This window comes from Rhodococcus aetherivorans, from assembly GCF_025722975.1.
Classification (GTDB): Bacteria; Actinomycetota; Actinomycetes; order Mycobacteriales; family Mycobacteriaceae; genus Rhodococcus; species Rhodococcus aetherivorans.
Genome location: NZ_CP106982.1, coordinates 1,850,539 through 1,869,696 on the forward strand (window position 1 = coordinate 1,850,539; position 19,158 = coordinate 1,869,696).

Consider the following 19,158-nt stretch of genomic DNA (forward strand, 5'->3'; position numbering starts at 1 on the left):
CGCGACCCGCAAGGAACCTCGTCACCATGAAACGAATCTCCGTCGACATCGGCGGCACCTTCACCGACTGCTTCTTCGCCTGGGACGACAAGTACGTCGAGGCCAAGGCCCTCACCACCCACCACAACCTGGCGCAGGGATTCAACGAGGCACTCGACCTCGCCTGCCGCCGAGCCGAACTGGACCGGGACGACGTCCTGTCCCAGGTGGATTCGGTCCGCTACGCGACCACGCTCGGCACCAACGCCCTCATCGAGCGCAAGGGCCCGCGCGTCGGTGCCATCGTCACCCACGGCTTCGAGGACACCATCCCGCTCTCCCGCGGCCGCGGATACGGCGAGGGACTCGATCCGTCGATGCAGCAGAACCTGCCGGCCGCGGAGCGGCCCGAACCGCTGGTCCACCGGAGCCTGATCCGGTCGGTCCAGGAGCGGGTCAACTCCGCCGGCGAGATCGTCGTCCCGCTCGTCGAGCAGAACGTGCGCACGATGGTGCGTGAACTCGTCGACGCCGGTGCGCAGGCGCTCGTGGTGTCGCTGGTGAACGCCACCGAGAATCCCACCCACGAGCTACGGATCATGGAGATCATCCAGGAGGAGTACCCGGAGCATCAGCTCGGCGCGATCCCGGTGCTGCTCGGCCACCAGGTCTCCGGGCGCAAGGGCGAGTACGTCCGCGCGACGTCCACCATCGTCGACGGCTTCCTGCACGGCATCATGTTCCACGCCATGAGCCAGCTCGCGAACAACCTGCGCGACTCGGGCTACGACAAGCCGATGCTCATCATCCACAACTCCGGCGGCATGGCCCAGATGAACTCGACCGATGCCCTGCAGACCATCCACTCGGGTCCCGTCGCGGGTGTCAGTGCCGCCGAGCATCTGTCGGAGTCCTCGGGGATCGGCAACATCATCACCACCGACATGGGCGGCACGTCCTTCGACATCGGACTGGTACCCGCGGGCGGCGTGAAGCACTACGACTTCCAGCCCACGATCGACCGCTGGCTGGTCTCGGTCCCGATGATCCACCTCGAAACCCTCGGCGCCGGTGGTGGTTCCATCGCAAGCTACGACCGGATCCACCACTCGGTCCGGCTCGGGCCCGAGTCCGCCGGCTCGGACCCCGGTCCGGCCTGCTACGACCGCGGCGGGCTGCGCCCCACGGTGACCGACGCCGACCTGCTGCTCGGCTACCTCGATCCGGACAACTACGCCAACGGCTTCATCAAGCTCAACCGCAAGCGGGCGGTGTTCGCCGTCGAGGAACAGCTGTGCGACGAGCTCGACCTCGACGTCATCGACGTCGCCAAGGTCATCAAGCGGTCCGTCGACGAGCAGATGGCGATCGGCATCGCCAAGGAGTTGCGGGTGCGCGGCTATCTGCCGGAGGACTTCACCATGCTCGCGTACGGCGGCAACGGCCCGCTGCACGCGTGCGGGATCGCCGACCAGGCCGGCATCCGCAAGATCCTCGCCCCGCCGTTCTCCTCGGTGTTCTCCGCCTGCGGCGCCGGCAACATGAAGCAGCTGCACATCCACGAGCGCGGCGTCCACGTGGTGCTCTACAACGCCACCACCCGCGGGCTCTACGACAGCTACGACGAATTCAACGACATCGTCGCCGCGCTCGAGGCCCGGGGCGCGGAGGATCTGCGACGCCAGGGTGTCGGCGACGGGGCGATCGAGCACCGCCTCGAGATGGACCTGCGCTACGGCAACCAGCTCGTGACGACGGCAGTGGCCTTCGACATCAACCGGATTCACGGCGTCGGTGACGTGCTCCACCTGATCCGTACGTTCTCCGACATCTACTCCAAGCGCTACGGCGAGGGGTCGGCCGCACCCGAGGCCGGCATCCGCGTCCAGACCATCAGGGTCGCGTCCTACGTCAACGGTGAGACCGTCGAGTTCGATTCCCTGCACCACGACGGGGAGCGGACGCTGCCGACGCCGGTCGGGCACCGCGACGTCCATTTCGTCGCGCATCCCCGGGCGATCACCACCGCGATCTACGACGCCGACGCGCTGAGTCACCACCACGTGATTCCCGGTCCGGCGATCGTCACCACCGAGAACACGACCTACCTCGTCGAGCCGGGCTGGCGCCTCGAACCCTCACCGCAGGGCGCCGTCTGGTTCCTCAAGGACTAGCGCAGAAACACAGGAGACACAGCCATGACCGCACTTCACGACGACCTCACAGCCGCTGCGGAGCAGCGCCTTGCAACCGCTTCGCTGAACGAGCAGGAGCAGCAGTGGGTCGACGACTTCATGGACGAGACGACGCTGTTCCTCGGGCCGGACCGGGAGATCATGCGTTCGCACCACATCACCTCCCGCAGCGAGTTCGAGCAGGAATGCCTCGCCGACGGGGTCGACCCCCTCCAGGTGGACCGCATCCGCAAGCGCCTCGCGGGCGCCCTCGACGAGGGCTTCGAGATGTGCGAGGCGATGGGCGCGGCACCGGGCGCCAAGTGGGGCGACCTCACCACGGCCATCTACACGGCGGCCGGGGACGTCACCTACCTGTCCTGCCACGGCGTGATCGCCTTCTCTGCGATCCTGCACCACCCCATCCGGTACATCATGAAGTACTGGAAGGACGAGCCGACCGTCGGAATCCACCCCGGCGACGGGTTCATCCACAACGACGCCCGCTTCGGCAACGTCCACAACACCGACCAGTCGATGATCATGCCGATCATCCGGGACGACCGCATCATCGCCTGGGTGGCCGCCACGATCCACGAGGGCGAGAACGGCGCCTGCGAACCGGGCGGCATGCCCTCCGGCTCGGAGACCCCGTTCGACGACGGCCTGCGGATGAGCCCGTTCAAGATCGTCGAGCGCGGCGAGCTGCGCCGCGACCTGCTCACCTTCCTGCAGCACTCGGTCCGCGACCCGAAGCTCCAGCTGGCCGACCTGAAGGTGAAGATCGGTGCGGTCCAGCGCATCCAGGAACGCGTCGACAAGATCATCGACGAGGTCGGCGTGGAGACGTTCGTCGCGGCGCTGCGGATCACCGTCGAGGACGTCGAGGCCGAGGTGCGCCGGCGCATCCGGGAACTGCCCGACGGCACGGTCCGGTTCAACCAGTTCATGGACTCCACCCTCAAGGAGAACATCCTCATCAAGCTCGCCTGCTCCATCACGGTCCGGGGCGACAAGATGACCATCGACCTGCGGGGCAGCGGACCGGAGATCCTGAACCGGGCCATCAACTCGCCGCTGTGCTCGGTCAAGTCGATGATGATGCAGGCCATCCTCGCGTTCTGGTGGCCGGACCTGCCGCGCTGCACCTCCGCGATGAGCCCGATCGAGATCATCTCCGACGAGCACACGTGGTCCGACGCCGGCTACGACGCCCCCATGGGCCAGTCGCTGCAGGCCTCCTTCCGCGGCTTCTCGGCGCTCCAGAATCCCTGGGCCAAGCTGCAGTTCTCCAACCCGGAGAAGTTCTCCAACGTCATCGCGCCCTGGTTCAACCAGATCAACACCTTCCTGTGGGGCGGGGTCACCCAGCACGGCGACCAGGTCGGCAACCTGTGCGCCGACCTGAACGGCATGGGCGGCGGCGCCAAGGCGTTCCGGGACGGCGAGGACGCGGTCTCCCCGCTCTTCTGCGCGATGGCCGACACGGCCGAGCAGGAGGTCATGGAGGAGGAGGTGCCCTTCATGCAGCTGGTGAGCAAGCGGATCGTCCGCGACAACCAGGGCTTCGGCAAGTACCGCGGCGGCATGGGCTACGAGATGATCGTGGCGGCCGAGGGCACCCCGCTGTGGGGCTTCATGACGGTGACCTCCGGTGCCAAGTTCTCCTCCATCAGCGGACAGTTCGGCGGGTACGGCTGCAACACCTACCCGCTCGCGACGGTCAAGGGCGTCAACGTCTACGACGAGCTGCGCCGCAACCCGGAACGGTTCGACCTGTCCATCGAGAAGGTGATGAACGAACAGCCCTTCGAGGGCGCCGAGTACAGCACCAGCCACATGGGTCTGCAGTTCGACGTCGCCAAGGACGGTGAGCTGTACATGATTTCGCAGGGCACGGGCGGAGGGTACGGAGATCCGCTCGAACGCGCCCCGGAGGACGTGGTCGCGGATCTCGAGATCGACCGGATCTCCGCGAAGGTGGCGCACGACATCTACGGCGTCGTGTATGCGCCGGACACGTTCGTCGTGGACGTCGACGCCACGGAGACGCTACGCGCGTCGATGCGGCGCGACCGGCTCTCCCGCGGTGTGCCCTACGGCGAGTTCGTCGAGAAGTTCGTGACGCCCGAACCTCCGCAGGACCTGCTGTACTACGGATCCTGGGGCGACACCGAGGAACTGACCGCCACACACTTCACCGTGCACGGCGCCGAGCGGGTCACCACGACGATCGACAAGATGCCGATCATCATGATGCCCGACCGGCGGGAGCTGAAGATCGCCGAGCTCACGGCCCGGGTGAAGGAACTCGAGTCCAAGCACGGCGAGATCGTCCACCGCAAGTCCTGAAACCGGTCCGGCCGGAGCCGGTTCCGGCCGGCTCCGGCCACCGGATCCACCCAAGCCGGGTGCCCGCACGTGTGCTCCCCTCACCGTGCGGGCACCCACTCCCTGGAGTCAGAAACATGACCATCTCGTTTCCCGCCGTACTCGACGCGCCGGTCTCCGGGCGCCGGGTCCCGCTCGTCGTCGACCATCTCGACTACAGCCGCCGGGTCCTGCTCCGCGGCAACCCGGTGCCCTGGGAGGATCCCACCGCGCTGTCGAACTTCCTCAACCAGGCCCACGGGCTGCTGCGACCGGACGTCACGCTGCTCGATCTCGGCGAGTACTACCGCCTCGCGGCGGACGACCCGCGCCTGCGCGAGGCGATGGCCGCACGGTCCCGGACCGGGTACGCGTTGCGGGCACTGCTGGCGGACGCCGCGACCGCCCGCGCCGTGGCGACGCTCGCCGCCACCGTGGCCGGCACGACGCGGCTGCCGCTGGTGCTGCAGATCCCCTCGCCGCGGGCCTGGCTGGCGGCGACCCACCCCGGAGACGTCGCGGATCTGGACGCGGACCGCGTCGAGGCCGCGGCGATGTACGTCGCGGACTGGCTGCGCGGCTTCGCCGAGGTGCCGGTCTCGGCGGTCCTGCTCGACGAGCGGATCGCGCCCGGCGCCGACGCCGCCGCGCTACCGCCGGTCGATCCGCAGTCGTACGTGCCGGTGACGAACGTGGCCGCGCACTACCGGTGGGAGATCGGACTGCGCGGCGAGGACACCGTCTCGGTCGGCGCGCACGAGGGTGACGTCCTCGGCTCCGGTTACTGGCTCGCCGACGACGCTGCCGTACCGGACGCCCGCGGAGCGTTCCGGCTCGCGCACCTGCCGGCGGATGCGGTCCCGGAGACGGTGCTCGCCCGGCTGGCCCGGCTCGACGGCCACGGTGCCTGAACGTGGACGACCTGCACACCGGTGCCGCGGGGAGCGGCACCGGCCCAGGGGCGGACGCTACCCTGGAGGCGTGACGTGCATCACGAGAGTGCCGGGGCGAGGCGCCCGATGAAGAGCGCGGACCGACGGCTGCGGGTGGCGGTCGCCCGGGCCGGATTCCTCGACTCCGGCGAACCGGACGATTCGCTGGTCTCCTCTGTCGTGTCCGCGTCGTGGCGGCGCTCCGCCGCGGCGGGCGTGCGACCGTCCGGTGGGGAGGTCCGGTTCGCGGGCGAGGTGGACCGGACCTCTCGGCTGGTCCAGTGCTCGCTGCCGGTCCTGGACCGCCTCGCGGAGGAGACCGTCGACGTCCCGGTGAGCATCGCCCTGACCGACGCCAAGGCACAGGTGCTGATGCGCCTCGACGGGGCCCGCGCCATCGGACGGTTGCTCGACCATGTCTCCCTCGCGCCGGGATTCGACTACTGCGAGGGGCAGATCGGCACCAACGGCGTCGGCACCGTGCTGGAATCCGGGCGCCCGGTGCAGATCGAGGGCGCCGAGCACTTCCACGAACGGTTCCAGCCGTTCGCCTGCTCCGGGGCGCCGATCCGGGACCCGTTCAGCGGACGCGTCGCCGGCGTCATCGACATCAGCTGCCTCACCGAGCATTCCTCGCCGCTGCTCACGACCGTCGTGCGGACCGCGGCGGCGGAGATCGAACAGAATCTGTTCCGGGACCGGAGCGCCCGCCAGCACGCGCTGTTCGACGCGTTCGTGCGGGCCGACGCTCGCGGCGGCACGGCCCTCATGGCAATCGGGAGCGCGATGTCGCTCGCGAATCCGCTCGCCCACACTCTCCTCGCGCCGGAGGACCAACGCCGTGTCGGTGAACACGTCGACTACGTCATCGGGCACCGCGCGCGCATCGACGAACTGGTCGAGCTGGGCACCGGCCTGTCCGTCCGGGTTCGCGCGACCCGGATCCTGGCGGGCGAGGACACCGCCGGATACCTCGTCGAGGTCTCCGAGGCGGCCGCGGCCGCGGCACCGCTTCCGTCCGTTCCGAACCGGGTCCGCGAGCACCGGCTGCACTCCGGGCGGGTCGGTCTGGCCGCTGCCGGCACCGATCGTCTCCGCTCGAGCGGTTCCTCCGCTCTGTGGATGCGCGCCTGCAACGAGATCGAGGAGGCCCTGTCCGCCGGGGCGAAGTTGCTCCTCACCGGCGAACCGGGCACGGGGAAGGCGTCTCTCGCGTCGGAGATCTTCCACTCCCTGTACGCCGGGGGCCGGAGCATCCTCGTGGACGGGAGCGAGACCGACCTGTCCGGGCTCACGGTGTCCTCCACCAACCCCACCCTGTACGTGCTGCGCAACATCCAGGCCATGCCCGCCCCACTCACGACGACCTTGGCCGAGACCCTGGCGGAACCCGTCCCCGAGCACATCTTCGTCGTGGCCACCATGGAGGAATCCGAGGAGCCGCCGTCCGAGACCCTGGCACCGCTGCTGGCGGCGCTCGACCGGACCGTGCACGTTCCTGCGCTGCGGCACCGCACCGACGACATCGCCGGGGTCGTGGCGCAGGTGCTCCGCAAGATCAGCGGATCGCAGAGCCGAGCGGTCGCTCCCGACGCCATGCGGGTGCTGGCGCGCTATCCGTGGCCGCGCAACATCCACGAGGTCGAGGCGGCACTGCGGAGCGCCGTCGCACAACGGCCTGCGGGCGCCATCACCGTCGAGGACCTGCCCGAATGGTGCCGGCACGGTCCGCGCAGGCAACTCAACGCGGTCGAGTCCGCCGAACGGGATCTCATCGCCAAGATCCTGCGGGAAACCGGAGGCAACCGTGTGCACGCTGCGCGCGCGCTGGGAATCTCGCGGTCGTCGCTGTACCGGAAGCTGACTCTGTTCGGATTCACCGGCGAGTAGTCACCTACGGGCGATCGTCGCGCCGCGCCGGTTGCCGCGACGAGGATCCCTGTCCGGATCTGGGACAGTTCGCGACCGCTCCTCCCGCCGAAGATGGAGATAGCACATCTCGTCGACTGCGTGAAGGAGGTAACGAGAGTCGTGAACACCACAGACGAGCCGTTCTTCAGCTGGAACACGAGGCGAATGGTCCTGCGCACCAACGGATGTCCGTTCCACGATCAGTCGGGGATCGACTCGGGCGGTCCCGAGCTCGTATCGGACGTGCCGCTGACGGTCGGAACCCGGAGAGGGCGTCTGCTCACCGTCGTGGACGACGACGAAGAGCACGTGGCGCTGGTGGTGGGCGACGTGCAGCAGCGGCATGATGTGCCGGTTCGCTGGGTGGTCGCGGAGGGCCTGCTGATCGAGGGGAGCCGCAGCCGGCTCGACGCGGAGATCCTGTTGCCCGTGTCGGAGGCCCCCGCAATTCCGGTACCGAATGTGCGGCGCCTCGCGGACCATCGGAGCCGGTACAGCGGGGCGGTGCATGCCCTCCTCGTGCATTCCGGTGCCGTGTCCGTCACCGTCGAATTCGGCCCGGCGTCGCTCCGGGCTGCGTCCCAGCTGGACCGCTCCGCGTGAACCGCCCGATCGACCCTCGGACGGGCCGATCGCGAACCACGTGCATTTCGGGCGCCGGAGGGCTTTGATGTCGGTATGAACGGCAGGACCGGCCCCGACCCGGTACGCGTGGCGGTCGGTGCCGCCGCGACCGTGGGCGACGGGATTCGTCGCATGCTCCTGTTCGGTGTCGACGCGGCACGTCGTCTACCGGGTGTGGACCCCGCGCTCGTCGCGCTCGAGGCGCGCGGCGCCGAGACCCTGCGCGCCGGGGACGAGATCGCGGACCGGTTGCTGCGCGCTGTGGTGCGCCGGGTGGTGAGCGCCGCGCTGGACGAGGTCGACATCACCGCCGTCGTGCGGGACCACGTCGACCTCGATGCCGTCGCCGAGGGCGTCGACGTCGAGCGGATCGTCGGTCGGGTGGACCTGGACGCGATCGCGGCGCGCGTCGACATCGCACCGATCCTGGACCGCGTGGACATCGACGCGGTGGCGGAACGGGTGGACGTGGGCGCGATCATCGATCGGGTGGACCTGGATGCGGTTGCGGCGACGATCGACGTGGGCGCGATCATCGATCGGGTCGACCTGGACGCCGTCGCCGCGACGATCGACGTGGGCGCGATCATCGATCGGGTCGACCTGGACGCCGTCGCCGCGACGATCGACGTGGACGCGATCATCGGGCGAGTCGACCTCATCGGCCTGGCGAACGCGGTGATCGAAGGCGTCGACCTGCCGACCATCATCCGCGAATCGACCGGGTCCATGTCCACCGAGGCGATGCGCGGCGTGCGCAGCCAGGGTATGCACGCCGACGATGCGGTATCCGGGTTCGTCGGCCGGTTGTTCGGGCGCGCCGAGATCCCGGAAGAACCGGCATGAGCAACCGGGAACCATCCCACCGACCCGCCGGAATCGTCACGAGGGGCATCGCCGCAGCCATCGACCTCGGCGTGGTCCTGACCGTGATGGGCGGGATCTATCTCGCCGTGGTACTCGTGCGGTTGCTGTTCTCGCCGCAGGAGTTCTCCTTCCCCGACGCCCACGTTCTGCTGTCCGTCGGTGTGTTCGTCGGTGTCGCGTCGCTGTACCTGACGGTGTCCTGGGCCACCACCGGTCGCACGGTCGGCGCGGTGGTGATGGGGCTGCGGATGGTGAGCCGCAACGGCGACCTCGTCGGATGGGTCCGGGCGGGGCTGCGCGCCGGGCTGTGCGTGATGTTCGGGTTCGGGCTGCTGTGGGTGGCGGTGGATCGCCGCCGCCGGTCCCTGCAGGACATCCTGTTGCGCACCAGCGTCGTCTACGACTGGAAACCCGACCTGCATCTGGCCGAGGCCGAGAGGTGACGTCGCGTCCGTCACAGGTGTCTGGGCATACTCGAACCCGGCCGGATTCGTAGACGGGTAGGAGTTCGTGGTGTCGCAGGGTCTGAAGTTGGGGTACAAGGCGTCGGCGGAGCAGTTCGGGCCGCGGGAGCTGGTGGAGCTGGCGGTGCTGGCGGAGGAACACGGGATGGATTCGGCGACGGTGTCGGATCATTTCCAGCCGTGGCGGCACAACGGGGGGCATGCGCCGTTCTCGTTGGCGTGGATGACCGCGGTCGGTGAGCGTACCTCGCGGCTGCAGTTGGGGACCTCGGTGCTGACCCCGACGTTCCGGTACAACCCGGCGGTGATCGCGCAGGCGTTCGCGACGATGGGGTGCCTGTATCCGGGGCGGGTCATGCTCGGGGTCGGCACCGGGGAGGCGCTCAACGAGATCGCCACCGGGTATGCGGGGGTGTGGCCGGAGTTCAAGGAGCGGTTCGCGCGGTTGCGGGAGTCGGTGGCCCTGATGCGCGAGCTGTGGACCGGGGAGCGGGTCGACTTCGACGGGGAGTACTACACCACGAAGGGGGCGTCGATCTACGACGTGCCCGAGGGCGGGATCCCGGTGTACATCGCGGCGGGGGGTCCGGTGGTGGCGCGGTATGCGGGCCGGGCGGGGGACGGGTTCATCTGCACCTCGGGTAAGGGGATGGAGCTCTACACCGGGAAGTTGTTGCCGGCGGTGGCCGAGGGTGCGGGCAAGGCCGGGCGGGACGCCGGGGCGATCGACAAGATGATCGAGATCAAGATCTCCTACGACACCGATCCGGAGCGGGCGCTGGAGAACACCCGGTTCTGGGCGCCGTTGTCGCTGACGGCGGAGCAGAAGCACAGCATCGACGATCCGATGCAGATGGAGGCGGCGGCCGATGCGCTGCCGATCGAACAGGTGGCCAAGCGGTGGATCGTGGCGTCGGATCCGGACGAGGCGGTGGAGAAGGTCGCGGCGTATGTCGACGCGGGGCTGAACCATCTGGTGTTCCACGCGCCGGGGCACGATCAGCGGCGCTTCCTCGACCTGTTCGAGCGCGACCTCGCGCCGCGCCTGCGCGCGCTGGCCTGACGCGGCTGCGCCGCCGGTGCGTCCTTTGGGCTGTTCCAGCCGCCCGAAGGACACACCGGCGACGACGTCGCCTGTAGGTCAGGCGGTCCCGCCGCGCAGCGTCTCGGACGGGCTGGCGCCGAACTTGCGCCGGTACGCGGCGGCGAACCGCCCGGTGTGCATGATGCCCCAGCGGACGGTGATATCGGATACCGTTGCACTGGAATCGCTTCGGGACAGATCGGTGTGCACCCGCTCGAGCCGGACGTCGGCGAGATACTCCATCGGCGTCATGCCGACGCACTCGCGGAAGCCCTGCTGGATGCGGCGGACGCTGACGCCGACGAGCTCGGCCATCTCCGCGGCGGTCCACGGGCGCGCCGGATCCTGCTGGACCGCGTCCATCACCCGTTTGACGATCCGTGGCCGCACCCCGGTCGGGCCGTCACCGTCGTCCGGTGCGGCGGCGAGCACGAGCGCGGTCGTGACGGCGCGGCAAAGTTGTTCGGCCACCTGGCCGCTGCGCAGCAGGACGTTGTCCCGCAGCGACTCGTCGGCGACCGCTCGGACGAGGCGCAGCCAGTCGGCCCCCGCTCCCGCCCGCAGATCCAGCTGCGCGGGCAGCTGCCTACCCGGACGGGGGAGCAGGCGGTCCATCTCGCGCTGCATGTAGTCGCGGTCGACCTTGAACCCGATGATCTCGCACGAACTGCTCCACCGGGTGATGACGGTGGGGGTGTCGGGTGGGCAGACCGTCGCCAGCCCGGGAGCCGACACGACCTCGTCGCGGCCGACGGCGGTGACCAGATGCCCGGTCAGGGGGATGTTGATGCCGTACGCGCCGGGATGCTCGGAACGGATCGACACGTCCACGCCGAAGCCGATCCGCGCCAGCCGCGCGGCGCCGAGCTGGGTCGATTCCAGCGACGTGCGGGCGGCGGGCCCGCGGCTGAGGAGCGTCAGCTGGTGCGGGAAGTACGCCTGGGACACCACGTCGTGCACTTCGTCCCAGTCCGTGAAGCCGCGGCTTTCCGGTGCTCGCATTCGCCCTTCCAACCCTCCCAACTGGTGCCGTGCCGGTATGTGGGCAGCTCCCCACGCTAGCACCGTACTGTGACGACGGTCACGTGCCGCCCGGATGATCCGGTGCGTTCCGAGCCCGCTTCGCAATGCGGATCGCGCCTTCGCAATGCGGATCGACGGAGTGTGATCCGGGTCATACTTTGGTTCTCGTTCCGGATCGACCTGCGATCGCACATCGTGCAGAAAGGCGGTCTCCTCATGGACCAGCGAGCACTTCGCAACATCTTCGGTCAGTTCGCCAGCGGGGTCACTGTGGTCACGTGCGCCAACGCCGAGGGCGCCCGGCACGGGGCCACGGTCACGGCCTTCACCGCCATCTCGCTGGAGCCGAGGTTGTGCCAGGTGACGCTGACGCGGACGTCGAAGGCGTGTGGCTACCTCGACGACGCGCCGTTCGCCGTGAACATCCTGGCGGCCGACCAGCTCTCCACCGCACTGCATTTCGCCGGCAGACCGCAGGCCGTCGCGCCGACATGGGACGACACCGGAATCGCACCCGCCCTCCTCGGCAACGCGGCCACCCTGATCTGCCGCCCGTGGGCCGAATACGACGGCGGTGACCACGTCATCTTCGTCGGCGAGATCGTCGACGCCTCCGTCGACGCCGAGAAGGACCCGCTCCTGTTCTTCCGCAGCACCTTCCACGACCTCGGGGACCGGTCCGGCTCGACCGCGTGGAACGGGTGCCTCGACGATCCGCACAGCGGATGGTTCGACGCCACCACCACATTCACCCCACTGCCCTCGCAGCTCGCCCGCACTGCCTCCTGACCCCGCTCCCACCTCTTTCGAAGGGAAGACCATGACCACCACCGAAGCAGCCCCCGCTACCGGCACCGTCGACCGGTCGAAGGTGAACGTCGCCGCGGACCACCCGGCCAATCAGCAGCAGACCTTCGCCTCGCGGCCGATGACCGGCGACGAGTACATCGCGTCGATCGACGACGGTCGCGAAATCTACCTGCACGGCGAGCGCGTCAAGGACTTCACCAACCATCCGGCGTTCCGCAACTCCATCCGCATGACGGCGCGCCTCTACGACGCGCTGCACACCGGCGAGCACGTCGGCACCCTCACCGCCCCGACCGACACCGGCAACGGCGGGGTGACCATGCCGTTCTTCCGCACCCCGAAGTCCGCCGACGACCTGCGAGCCGACCGCGACGCCATCGCCACCTGGGCGCGGATGACCTACGGCTGGATGGGCCGGTCCCCCGACTACAAGGCCTCCTTCCTCGGCACCCTCGGCGCCAACGACGAGTTCTACTCGCCGTTCCAGGACAACGCCAAGCGCTGGTACCGCGAGTCGCAGGAGAAGGTCCTGTACTGGAACCACGCGATCATCAACCCGCCGGTGGACCGGTCGCTGCCGCCGGACGAGGTGGGCGACGTGTTCATGAAGGTGGAGAAGGAGGCCGACGCGGGCCTGATCGTCTCCGGCGCCAAGGTCGTCGCCACCGGCTCGGCGATCACCAACTACAACTTCATCGCCCACTACGGCCTGCCGATCAAGAAGAAGGAATTCGCCCTGATCTGCACGGTGCCGATGGACGCGCCCGGCATCAAGCTGATCTCGCGGGCCTCCTACAGCCAGAACGCCAACGTCGTCGGATCCCCGTTCGACTACCCGCTGTCCTCGCGCATGGACGAGAACGACGCGATCTTCATCTTCGACAAGGTGCTCGTGCCGTGGGAGAACGTGTTCATGTACGGGGACGTGGAGAAGATCAACAACTTCCTCGGCGGCTCGGGCTTCCTCCAGCGCTTCACGCTGCAGGGTTGCACGCGCCTTGCGGTCAAGCTCGACTTCATCGCGGGCCTGCTGATGAAGGCCCTCGACGCGACCGGCGCCGGCGGTTTCCGCGGGGTGCAGACCCGTGTCGGGGAGGTCATCGGCTGGCGCAACCTGTTCTGGTCGCTCACCGACGCGATGGTCAACAACCCGGAACCGTGGATCGGCGACACCGTCATCCCGAAGCTCGAGTACGGCCTGACCTACCGGATGTTCGCGATGCAGGGCTACCCGCGCATCAAGGAGATCATCGAGCAGGACGTCGCCTCGGGCCTGATCTACCTGCCCTCGTCGGCGGCGGACTTCAAGAATCCCGAGGTGCGCCCCTACCTGGACAAGTACGTCCGCGGCTCCGACGGCATCACCGCCGTGGACCGGGTCAAGGTCATGAAGGCCCTGTGGGACTCGATCGGCTCCGAGTTCGGCGGCCGCCACGAACTGTACGAGCGGAACTACGCCGGCAACCACGAGAACGTCAAGGCCGAGCTGCTGTTCGCCGCAGAAGGCCGTGGGGACGTGTCCGCCATGAAGGGCCTGGCCGAGCAGTTCATGAGCGAGTACGACCTCGACGGCTGGACCGTGCCCGACCTCGTCGGCAACGACGACGTGTCCCATTTCCGCCGTGCCTGACCACTTCCCGGGAGACACCATGACCATCACCGAAAACCCCACCGCTGCCGCATCCGGCAACGCCGCCACCGACAAGTTCAAGGGCGAACGCTGCACCGCCGACACCTCACCGGAGCGTCTGTCCGCCATCGCGACCGAAGCCCTCGCGGGATTCGGCGCGCTGATCCGGAAACATGCCGTCACCTACGACGAGTACCGCGTGCTCAAGCAGTGGCTCATCGACGTGGGCGAGGGCGGCGAGTGGCCGCTGCTGCTGGACGTGTTCGTCGAGCACGAGATCGAGGACGTCAACTCCCGGAGGTTCCGCGGCACCAAGGGCAGCATCGAGGGGCCGTACTACGTTCCGGGCGCACCGGAACTACCGGCGCGGTGCACACTCCCGATGCGCGACGAGGATCGCGTCCACCCCCCGCTGGTCCTGCGCGGACAGGTCACCGACCTCGACGGCCGGGGCCTCGGCGGGGCCCGGATCGAGATCTGGCACGCCGACGACGAAGGCTACTACTCCCAGTTCGCCCCGCACCTTCCGCAATGGAATCTGCGCGGCACCGTCGTCGCCGACGCCGAGGGCCGCTACGACATCACCACCATCGAGCCGGCTCCGTATCAGATCCCCACCGACGGGCCCACCGGACAGTTCATCGAGGCAGCCGGATGGCACCCGTGGCGCCCGGCGCACCTGCACCTGCGGGTGACCGCACCCGGCAGGCAGCCGATCATCACCCAGCTGTACTTCGCCGGTGGTGAGTGGCTCGACGACGACGTCGCGACCGCGACGAAACCGGAACTTGTCCTCGAACCACAGGTCGACGACGCCGGCCGCAAGGTGGCCACGTACGACTTCGCGCTCGACCCGCTCGCGGACTGACGCGGCTGCGCCGCCGGTGCGTCTTTTGGGTTGCTCCCACCGCCCAAAGGACGCACCGGCGCAGCGTTAGGGTGTGAGCCATGAGCGCCGCCGCCGAGTCCGTGTCGAGTATCTACATCGCTGCGCCGGAGGGCGACACCGGCAAGTCCACCGTCGCGCTCGGCCTGCTCCAGGCGCTGTGTGCCTCCGCCGCCCGGGTCGGCGTCTTCCGCCCCATCGCCCGCTCCGACGGCGACACCGACTACATCCTCGAACTGCTCCTCGAGCGCATCACCGTCGACCTCGAATACGACGAGTGCGTCGGCGCCACCTACGACGACGTGCATGCCGATCCCGAGGCCGCCCTCAGCGAGATCGTCGTCAAGTACCACGCCGTCGCGGACCGGTGCGACGCCGTCGTCATCGTCGGCAGCGACTACACCGAGATCGCCAACCCCAGCGAGCTCGGCTACAACGCGCGCATCGCCGCGAATCTCGACGCGCCCGTTCTGCTCGTGTTGCGCGGCTCCCGGCGCACCCCCGACGAGGTGGCGCAACTGACCAGCGTGTGCACGGCCGAACTCGCCGCCCAGCACGCCCACCTGACCGGAATCGTCGTCAACCGCTGTCCCTCCGACCGGCTCGACGAGATCGCCGCGGCCGTCGGGGACCGGGGTGTGCCGCTGTGGACGCTGCCGGAGGTGCCGATCCTCGTCGCGCCGACCATGGGCGAACTGCTGACCGCGATCGACGGCGAACTCTACAGCGGCGATCCCGAGCTGCTGCACCGCGAGGCGCTGCGCGTCATGGTCGGCGGCATGACCGCCGAACACATCCTCGAACGCATCACCGAGGGGGTCGTGGTGATCGCCCCCGCCGACCGCTCCGACGTGCTCCTCGCCCTTGTGAATGCCAATGCCGCCGAAGGATTTCCGTCGCTGGCCGGCATCATCATGAACGGTGGGCTCCTGCCGCACCCGGCGATGGCGCAACTCGTCGCCGGACTCAGGCCCAGCCTGCCGATCCTGACGACCACCCTGGGGACGTTCGACACCGCGTCGGCCGCCGACCGGACGCGCGGCCGCATGGCGCTCGGCGCGCACCGCAAGATCGACACCGCCGTCGCGCTGATGGAACAGCACGTGGACACGGATCGGTTGCTGAGCCGCCTCGACGTGCCCCGGCCGTCCGTCACGACCCCGCAGATGTTCGAGTACCAGCTCATCGACTGGGCCCGCCGCCAGCGCCGGCACATCGTGCTGCCCGAAGGCGACGACGACCGGATCCTGCGCGCGGCGGGCCGCGTCCTGCAACGCAAGATCGCCGACCTGACGATCCTCGGCGACGAGACGCAGGTGCGGCGCCGGGCGGCCGAACTCGGGGTGGACCTGAGTGCGGCGACCGTGCTGGATCCCAGGTCGTCCGAACACGCCGAGCCGTTCGCCGAGGAGTATGCCCGGCTGCGTGCCCACAAGGGGATGACGATCGAACGCGCCCGCGAGATCATGAGCGACATTTCGTACTTCGGCACGATGATGGTGCACCTCGGCGTCGCCGACGGCATGGTCTCCGGTGCCGCGCACACCACCGCGCACACCATCCGGCCGTCCTTCGAGATCATCAAGACCGAACCCGGCGTGTCCACGGTGTCGAGCATCTTCCTCATGTGCCTGTCGGACCGGGTGCTCGCCTACGGTGACTGCGCGGTGGTGCCCGATCCCACCAGCGATCAGCTCGCCGACATCGCGATCTCCTCCGCCGCCACCGCCGCCCGCTTCGGCATCGAACCGCGCGTCGCGATGCTGTCCTACTCGACCGGCGAGTCCGGTTCGGGCGTCGACGTCGACAAGGTCCGCGCCGCCACCGCCCTGGTGCGCGAGCGCCGGCCGGACCTGCCGGTGGAGGGACCGATCCAGTACGACGCCGCGATCGAACCGTCGGTGGCCAGCGCCAAGCTTCCCGACTCGGAGGTCGCCGGCCGGGCGACCGTGTTCATCTTCCCGGACCTCAACACCGGCAACAACACCTACAAGGCCGTGCAGCGCAGCGCCGGAGCCGTGGCCGTCGGTCCGGTCCTGCAGGGCCTGCGCAAGCCCGTCAACGACCTGTCGCGTGGGGCGCTGATCCAGGACATCGTGAACACGGTGGCGATCACCGCCATCCAGGCGCAGGAGGCCGGCGAATGAGCTCCCAGACGGACGGCACCGTGCTGGTGCTCAACTCCGGCTCGTCGTCGATCAAGTTCCAGCTCGTCCACCCCGAGACCGGAGACTCGGTGGCGCACGGGCTCATCGAGCGGATCGGTGAGCCCGAGGGCAGGGTCGTGTTCCACCACACCACCGGCACCGAGGAACACGTCGGTCCCATCGAGAACCACCGCGCCGGACTGCGGATCGTCCTCGACTGGGTGGAGGCGCTGGGCCGCCCCCTGCGCGAGGCCGGCATCATCGCCGTCGGCCATCGCCTCGTACACGGCGGCGAGGTGTTCCACGAGCCGACCCTCGTCGACGACGACGTGGTGCGCACCGTGAAGGAACTGGCCGTTCTTGCGCCGCTGCACAATCCGGCGAACGTCATCGGCATGGAGGTCGCGCGGGAGGAGCTGCCCGGCATTCCGCACGTCGGGGTGTTCGACACCGCGTTCTTCCACGCCCTGCCCGCCGCGGCCGCCACCTACGCGATCGACCGGGACGTCGCCCGGGCGCACGGCATCCGGCGGTACGGCTTCCACGGGACGTCGCACCAATACGTGTCCGAGCGCGCCGCCCGGTTCCTCGGACGTGAACTGTCGGAACTGAACCAGATCGTGCTGCACCTCGGCAACGGTGCGTCGGCCTCCGCGATCGCCGGCGGCCGGCCCGTCGACACGTCCATGGGGTTGACCCCGCTCGAAGGACTCGTCATGGGAACCCGGTGCGGCGACATCGATCCCGGCGTGCTGCTGCACCTGAACCGCAGCGCCGGGATGGACGTCGATTCCATCGACGATCTGCTCAACCGGCGCTCCGGGCTCAAGGGCCTCTCAGGGGTCAACGACTTCCGCGCCCTGCTGCGGCTCGTCGCCGAGGGCTCCGAGGACGCGAAGCTCGCCTACGACGTCTACGTGCACCGCCTGCGCAAGTACCTCGGCGCGTATCTCGTCGAACTGGGCGGCGTCGACGTCGTCGTGTTCACCGGCGGGGTGGGAGAGAACAACGTCGACGTCCGCCGGGACGCCCTCGCCGGCCTCGAGCGTCTCGGCATCGCCGTCGACGAGACCCGCAACGCCGCCTCCGCACGCGGCGAGCGGCGCATCTCGGCGGACACGTCGCAGGTGGAGATCCTCGTGATCCCGACCAACGAGGAGCTCGCCATCGCGCGCGCGGCCGCGGCGCTGGTGTAGGCCGAAGGGGGCGAGGGCGCGACATCGTACAGGTGCCACTCCCGAAGGCCGCCCCCTCGAGGTGGTACCTGTGGACAGCTCCGAGTTGTCCACAGAGTGGCGTGAGCGGGCTTTCCCGGCCGCGGCGCGACCAGCATGCTGCGCGCATGACTTTCTCCGGTCGACCCTTCCTCGGCACGGAAGCTGTGGCTTCGGGCCGGGTCACTGCTCACGATCTGCGCTGCCGGTTCGATCGCATCCATCGCAATGTGTACGTATCGAAGGGCACCGTGCTCGACGCGGTCGGCCGTGCGCACGCGGCGTGGCTGTGGTCGGGACGGAAAGGCGTACTTGCCGGCATGTCGGCCGCGGCGGTGCACGGCACCAGATGGATCGACGACGAAGTGCCCCCAGAGTTGGCGTTCGGTGCTCATGTGCGGGCGCCCAAGGCAATCCTCGTGCGGAAGGCCGACCTGGCCGCACACGAGGTGTGCACGATCGGCGGCTTGATTGTCACGACCCCGGCACGCACCGCGTTCGATCTCGGTCGCGCGCTCGGCTTCGACCACGCCGTGGAAACCCTGGACGCCCTGTGCAACGCCACGGGGTTGCCGGTGACGGACGTATTCGACGTGGCGGCAAGGCGCGGAGCCGCCAGGGGCGTGGCACAGCTCCGGCGCGTGCTGGCCGTCGTCGACGGTGGAGCCGAGTCTCCACCCGAAACGCGAACTCGCCTCCTGCTCGTTCGACACGGGCTGCCTGCGCCCGAAACGCAGCTGATCATCCGAGACGGCTCCGGACGATTCCTGGCGAGAGCGGACATGGGATGGGGACGGTGGAAGGTGATCGTCGAATACGACGGTGAGCACCACTGGACCGACCGGCGGCAGCGAGCGCGGGACATCGATCGATATGCGGTCCTCGAGGAGAACGGTTGGAGAGTTGTGCGGGTGGGCGCCGTGCTCCTCAGGGAACGGCCGCACATCGTTGTCGAACGTGTCCGCCGAGCTTTGGACGCGGCTGGTGCCCGTTGGTGACGCGCGAAGGGGCGGTTGTCGGGAGTGCTACTCGCCCGATGTCTT

General features: G+C 68.9%; 15 protein-coding genes. 14 read left to right on the top strand and 1 reads right to left on the bottom strand.

What is annotated here, in order from left to right:
• Nucleotides 1-26 precede the first annotated feature (26 nt).
• The 8 genes from OCS65_RS08475 (at nt 27) to fgd (ending at nt 10,384) form a co-directional block, all read left to right on the top strand.
• Complete coding sequence (locus OCS65_RS08475; protein ID WP_006945516.1) at nt 27-2,153, top strand: hydantoinase/oxoprolinase family protein; 2,127 nt, start codon at nt 27-29, stop codon at nt 2,151-2,153.
• A gap of 24 nt (nt 2,154-2,177) precedes the next feature.
• Nucleotides 2,178-4,505: a hydantoinase B/oxoprolinase family protein gene (locus OCS65_RS08480; RefSeq protein WP_006945517.1), complete on the top strand. Its 2,328-nt coding sequence runs from the start codon at nt 2,178-2,180 to the stop codon at nt 4,503-4,505.
• 116 nt (nt 4,506-4,621) lie between these two features.
• A complete protein-coding gene (locus OCS65_RS08485) occupies nt 4,622-5,434 on the top strand; it encodes a hypothetical protein (RefSeq protein WP_006945518.1) in 813 nt (270 codons plus the stop codon).
• A 108-nt stretch (nt 5,435-5,542) separates the two neighbouring features.
• The gene (locus OCS65_RS08490; RefSeq protein ID WP_006945521.1) at nt 5,543-7,345 is read left to right on the top strand and encodes a sigma-54-dependent Fis family transcriptional regulator; all 1,803 of its coding nucleotides are present in this window, start codon (nt 5,543-5,545) and stop codon (nt 7,343-7,345) included.
• 141 nt (nt 7,346-7,486) lie between these two features.
• The gene (locus tag OCS65_RS08495; protein ID WP_231772580.1) at nt 7,487-7,969 is read left to right on the top strand and encodes a GTP cyclohydrolase II; all 483 of its coding nucleotides are present in this window, start codon (nt 7,487-7,489) and stop codon (nt 7,967-7,969) included.
• A 75-nt stretch (nt 7,970-8,044) separates the two neighbouring features.
• Nucleotides 8,045-8,836, top strand: coding sequence for a hypothetical protein (locus OCS65_RS08500; RefSeq protein WP_043802318.1), 792 nt, complete (start codon nt 8,045-8,047; stop codon nt 8,834-8,836).
• Nucleotides 8,833-9,300 carry an RDD family protein gene (locus OCS65_RS08505; RefSeq protein ID WP_065922261.1) on the top strand — a complete coding sequence of 156 codons (468 nt, stop codon included), beginning with the start codon at nt 8,833-8,835 and terminating at the stop codon, nt 9,298-9,300. The genes OCS65_RS08500 and OCS65_RS08505 overlap by 4 nt, the downstream gene beginning before the upstream one ends.
• A 70-nt stretch (nt 9,301-9,370) precedes the next feature.
• A complete protein-coding gene (fgd, locus tag OCS65_RS08510; protein ID WP_231772581.1) occupies nt 9,371-10,384 on the top strand; it encodes a glucose-6-phosphate dehydrogenase (coenzyme-F420) in 1,014 nt (337 codons plus the stop codon).
• 78 nt (nt 10,385-10,462) lie between these two features.
• Here fgd and OCS65_RS08515 read toward each other — a convergent pair whose 3' ends face one another.
• Entirely contained in the window at nt 10,463-11,407 is a 945-nt protein-coding gene (locus OCS65_RS08515) for an AraC family transcriptional regulator (protein ID WP_037201077.1), read from the bottom strand.
• A gap of 237 nt (nt 11,408-11,644) precedes the next feature.
• Here OCS65_RS08515 and OCS65_RS08520 point away from each other — a divergent pair, with 237 nt between their 5' ends.
• The 6 genes from OCS65_RS08520 (at nt 11,645) to OCS65_RS08545 (ending at nt 19,113) form a co-directional block, all read left to right on the top strand.
• Nucleotides 11,645-12,217, top strand: coding sequence for a flavin reductase family protein (locus tag OCS65_RS08520; RefSeq protein WP_072635859.1), 573 nt, complete (start codon nt 11,645-11,647; stop codon nt 12,215-12,217).
• 31 nt (nt 12,218-12,248) lie between these two features.
• The gene (locus tag OCS65_RS08525; protein WP_231772582.1) at nt 12,249-13,868 is read left to right on the top strand and encodes a 4-hydroxyphenylacetate 3-hydroxylase family protein; all 1,620 of its coding nucleotides are present in this window, start codon (nt 12,249-12,251) and stop codon (nt 13,866-13,868) included.
• Between the two features lie 19 nt (nt 13,869-13,887).
• Nucleotides 13,888-14,736, top strand: a complete 849-nt coding sequence (gene catA / locus OCS65_RS08530) for a catechol 1,2-dioxygenase (protein WP_168579941.1) — start codon at nt 13,888-13,890, stop codon at nt 14,734-14,736.
• An 80-nt stretch (nt 14,737-14,816) separates the two neighbouring features.
• Entirely contained in the window at nt 14,817-16,901 is a 2,085-nt protein-coding gene (gene pta, locus OCS65_RS08535; RefSeq protein ID WP_231772583.1) for a phosphate acetyltransferase, read from the top strand.
• Nucleotides 16,898-18,097 carry an acetate kinase gene (locus tag OCS65_RS08540; RefSeq protein ID WP_006938194.1) on the top strand — a complete coding sequence of 400 codons (1,200 nt, stop codon included), beginning with the start codon at nt 16,898-16,900 and terminating at the stop codon, nt 18,095-18,097. Before pta ends, OCS65_RS08540 begins: the two co-directional genes overlap by 4 nt.
• 146 nt (nt 18,098-18,243) lie before the next feature.
• Nucleotides 18,244-19,113 carry a DUF559 domain-containing protein gene (locus tag OCS65_RS08545; RefSeq protein ID WP_231772890.1) on the top strand — a complete coding sequence of 290 codons (870 nt, stop codon included), beginning with the start codon at nt 18,244-18,246 and terminating at the stop codon, nt 19,111-19,113.
• The last annotated feature ends 45 nt before the right edge of the window (nt 19,114-19,158 follow it).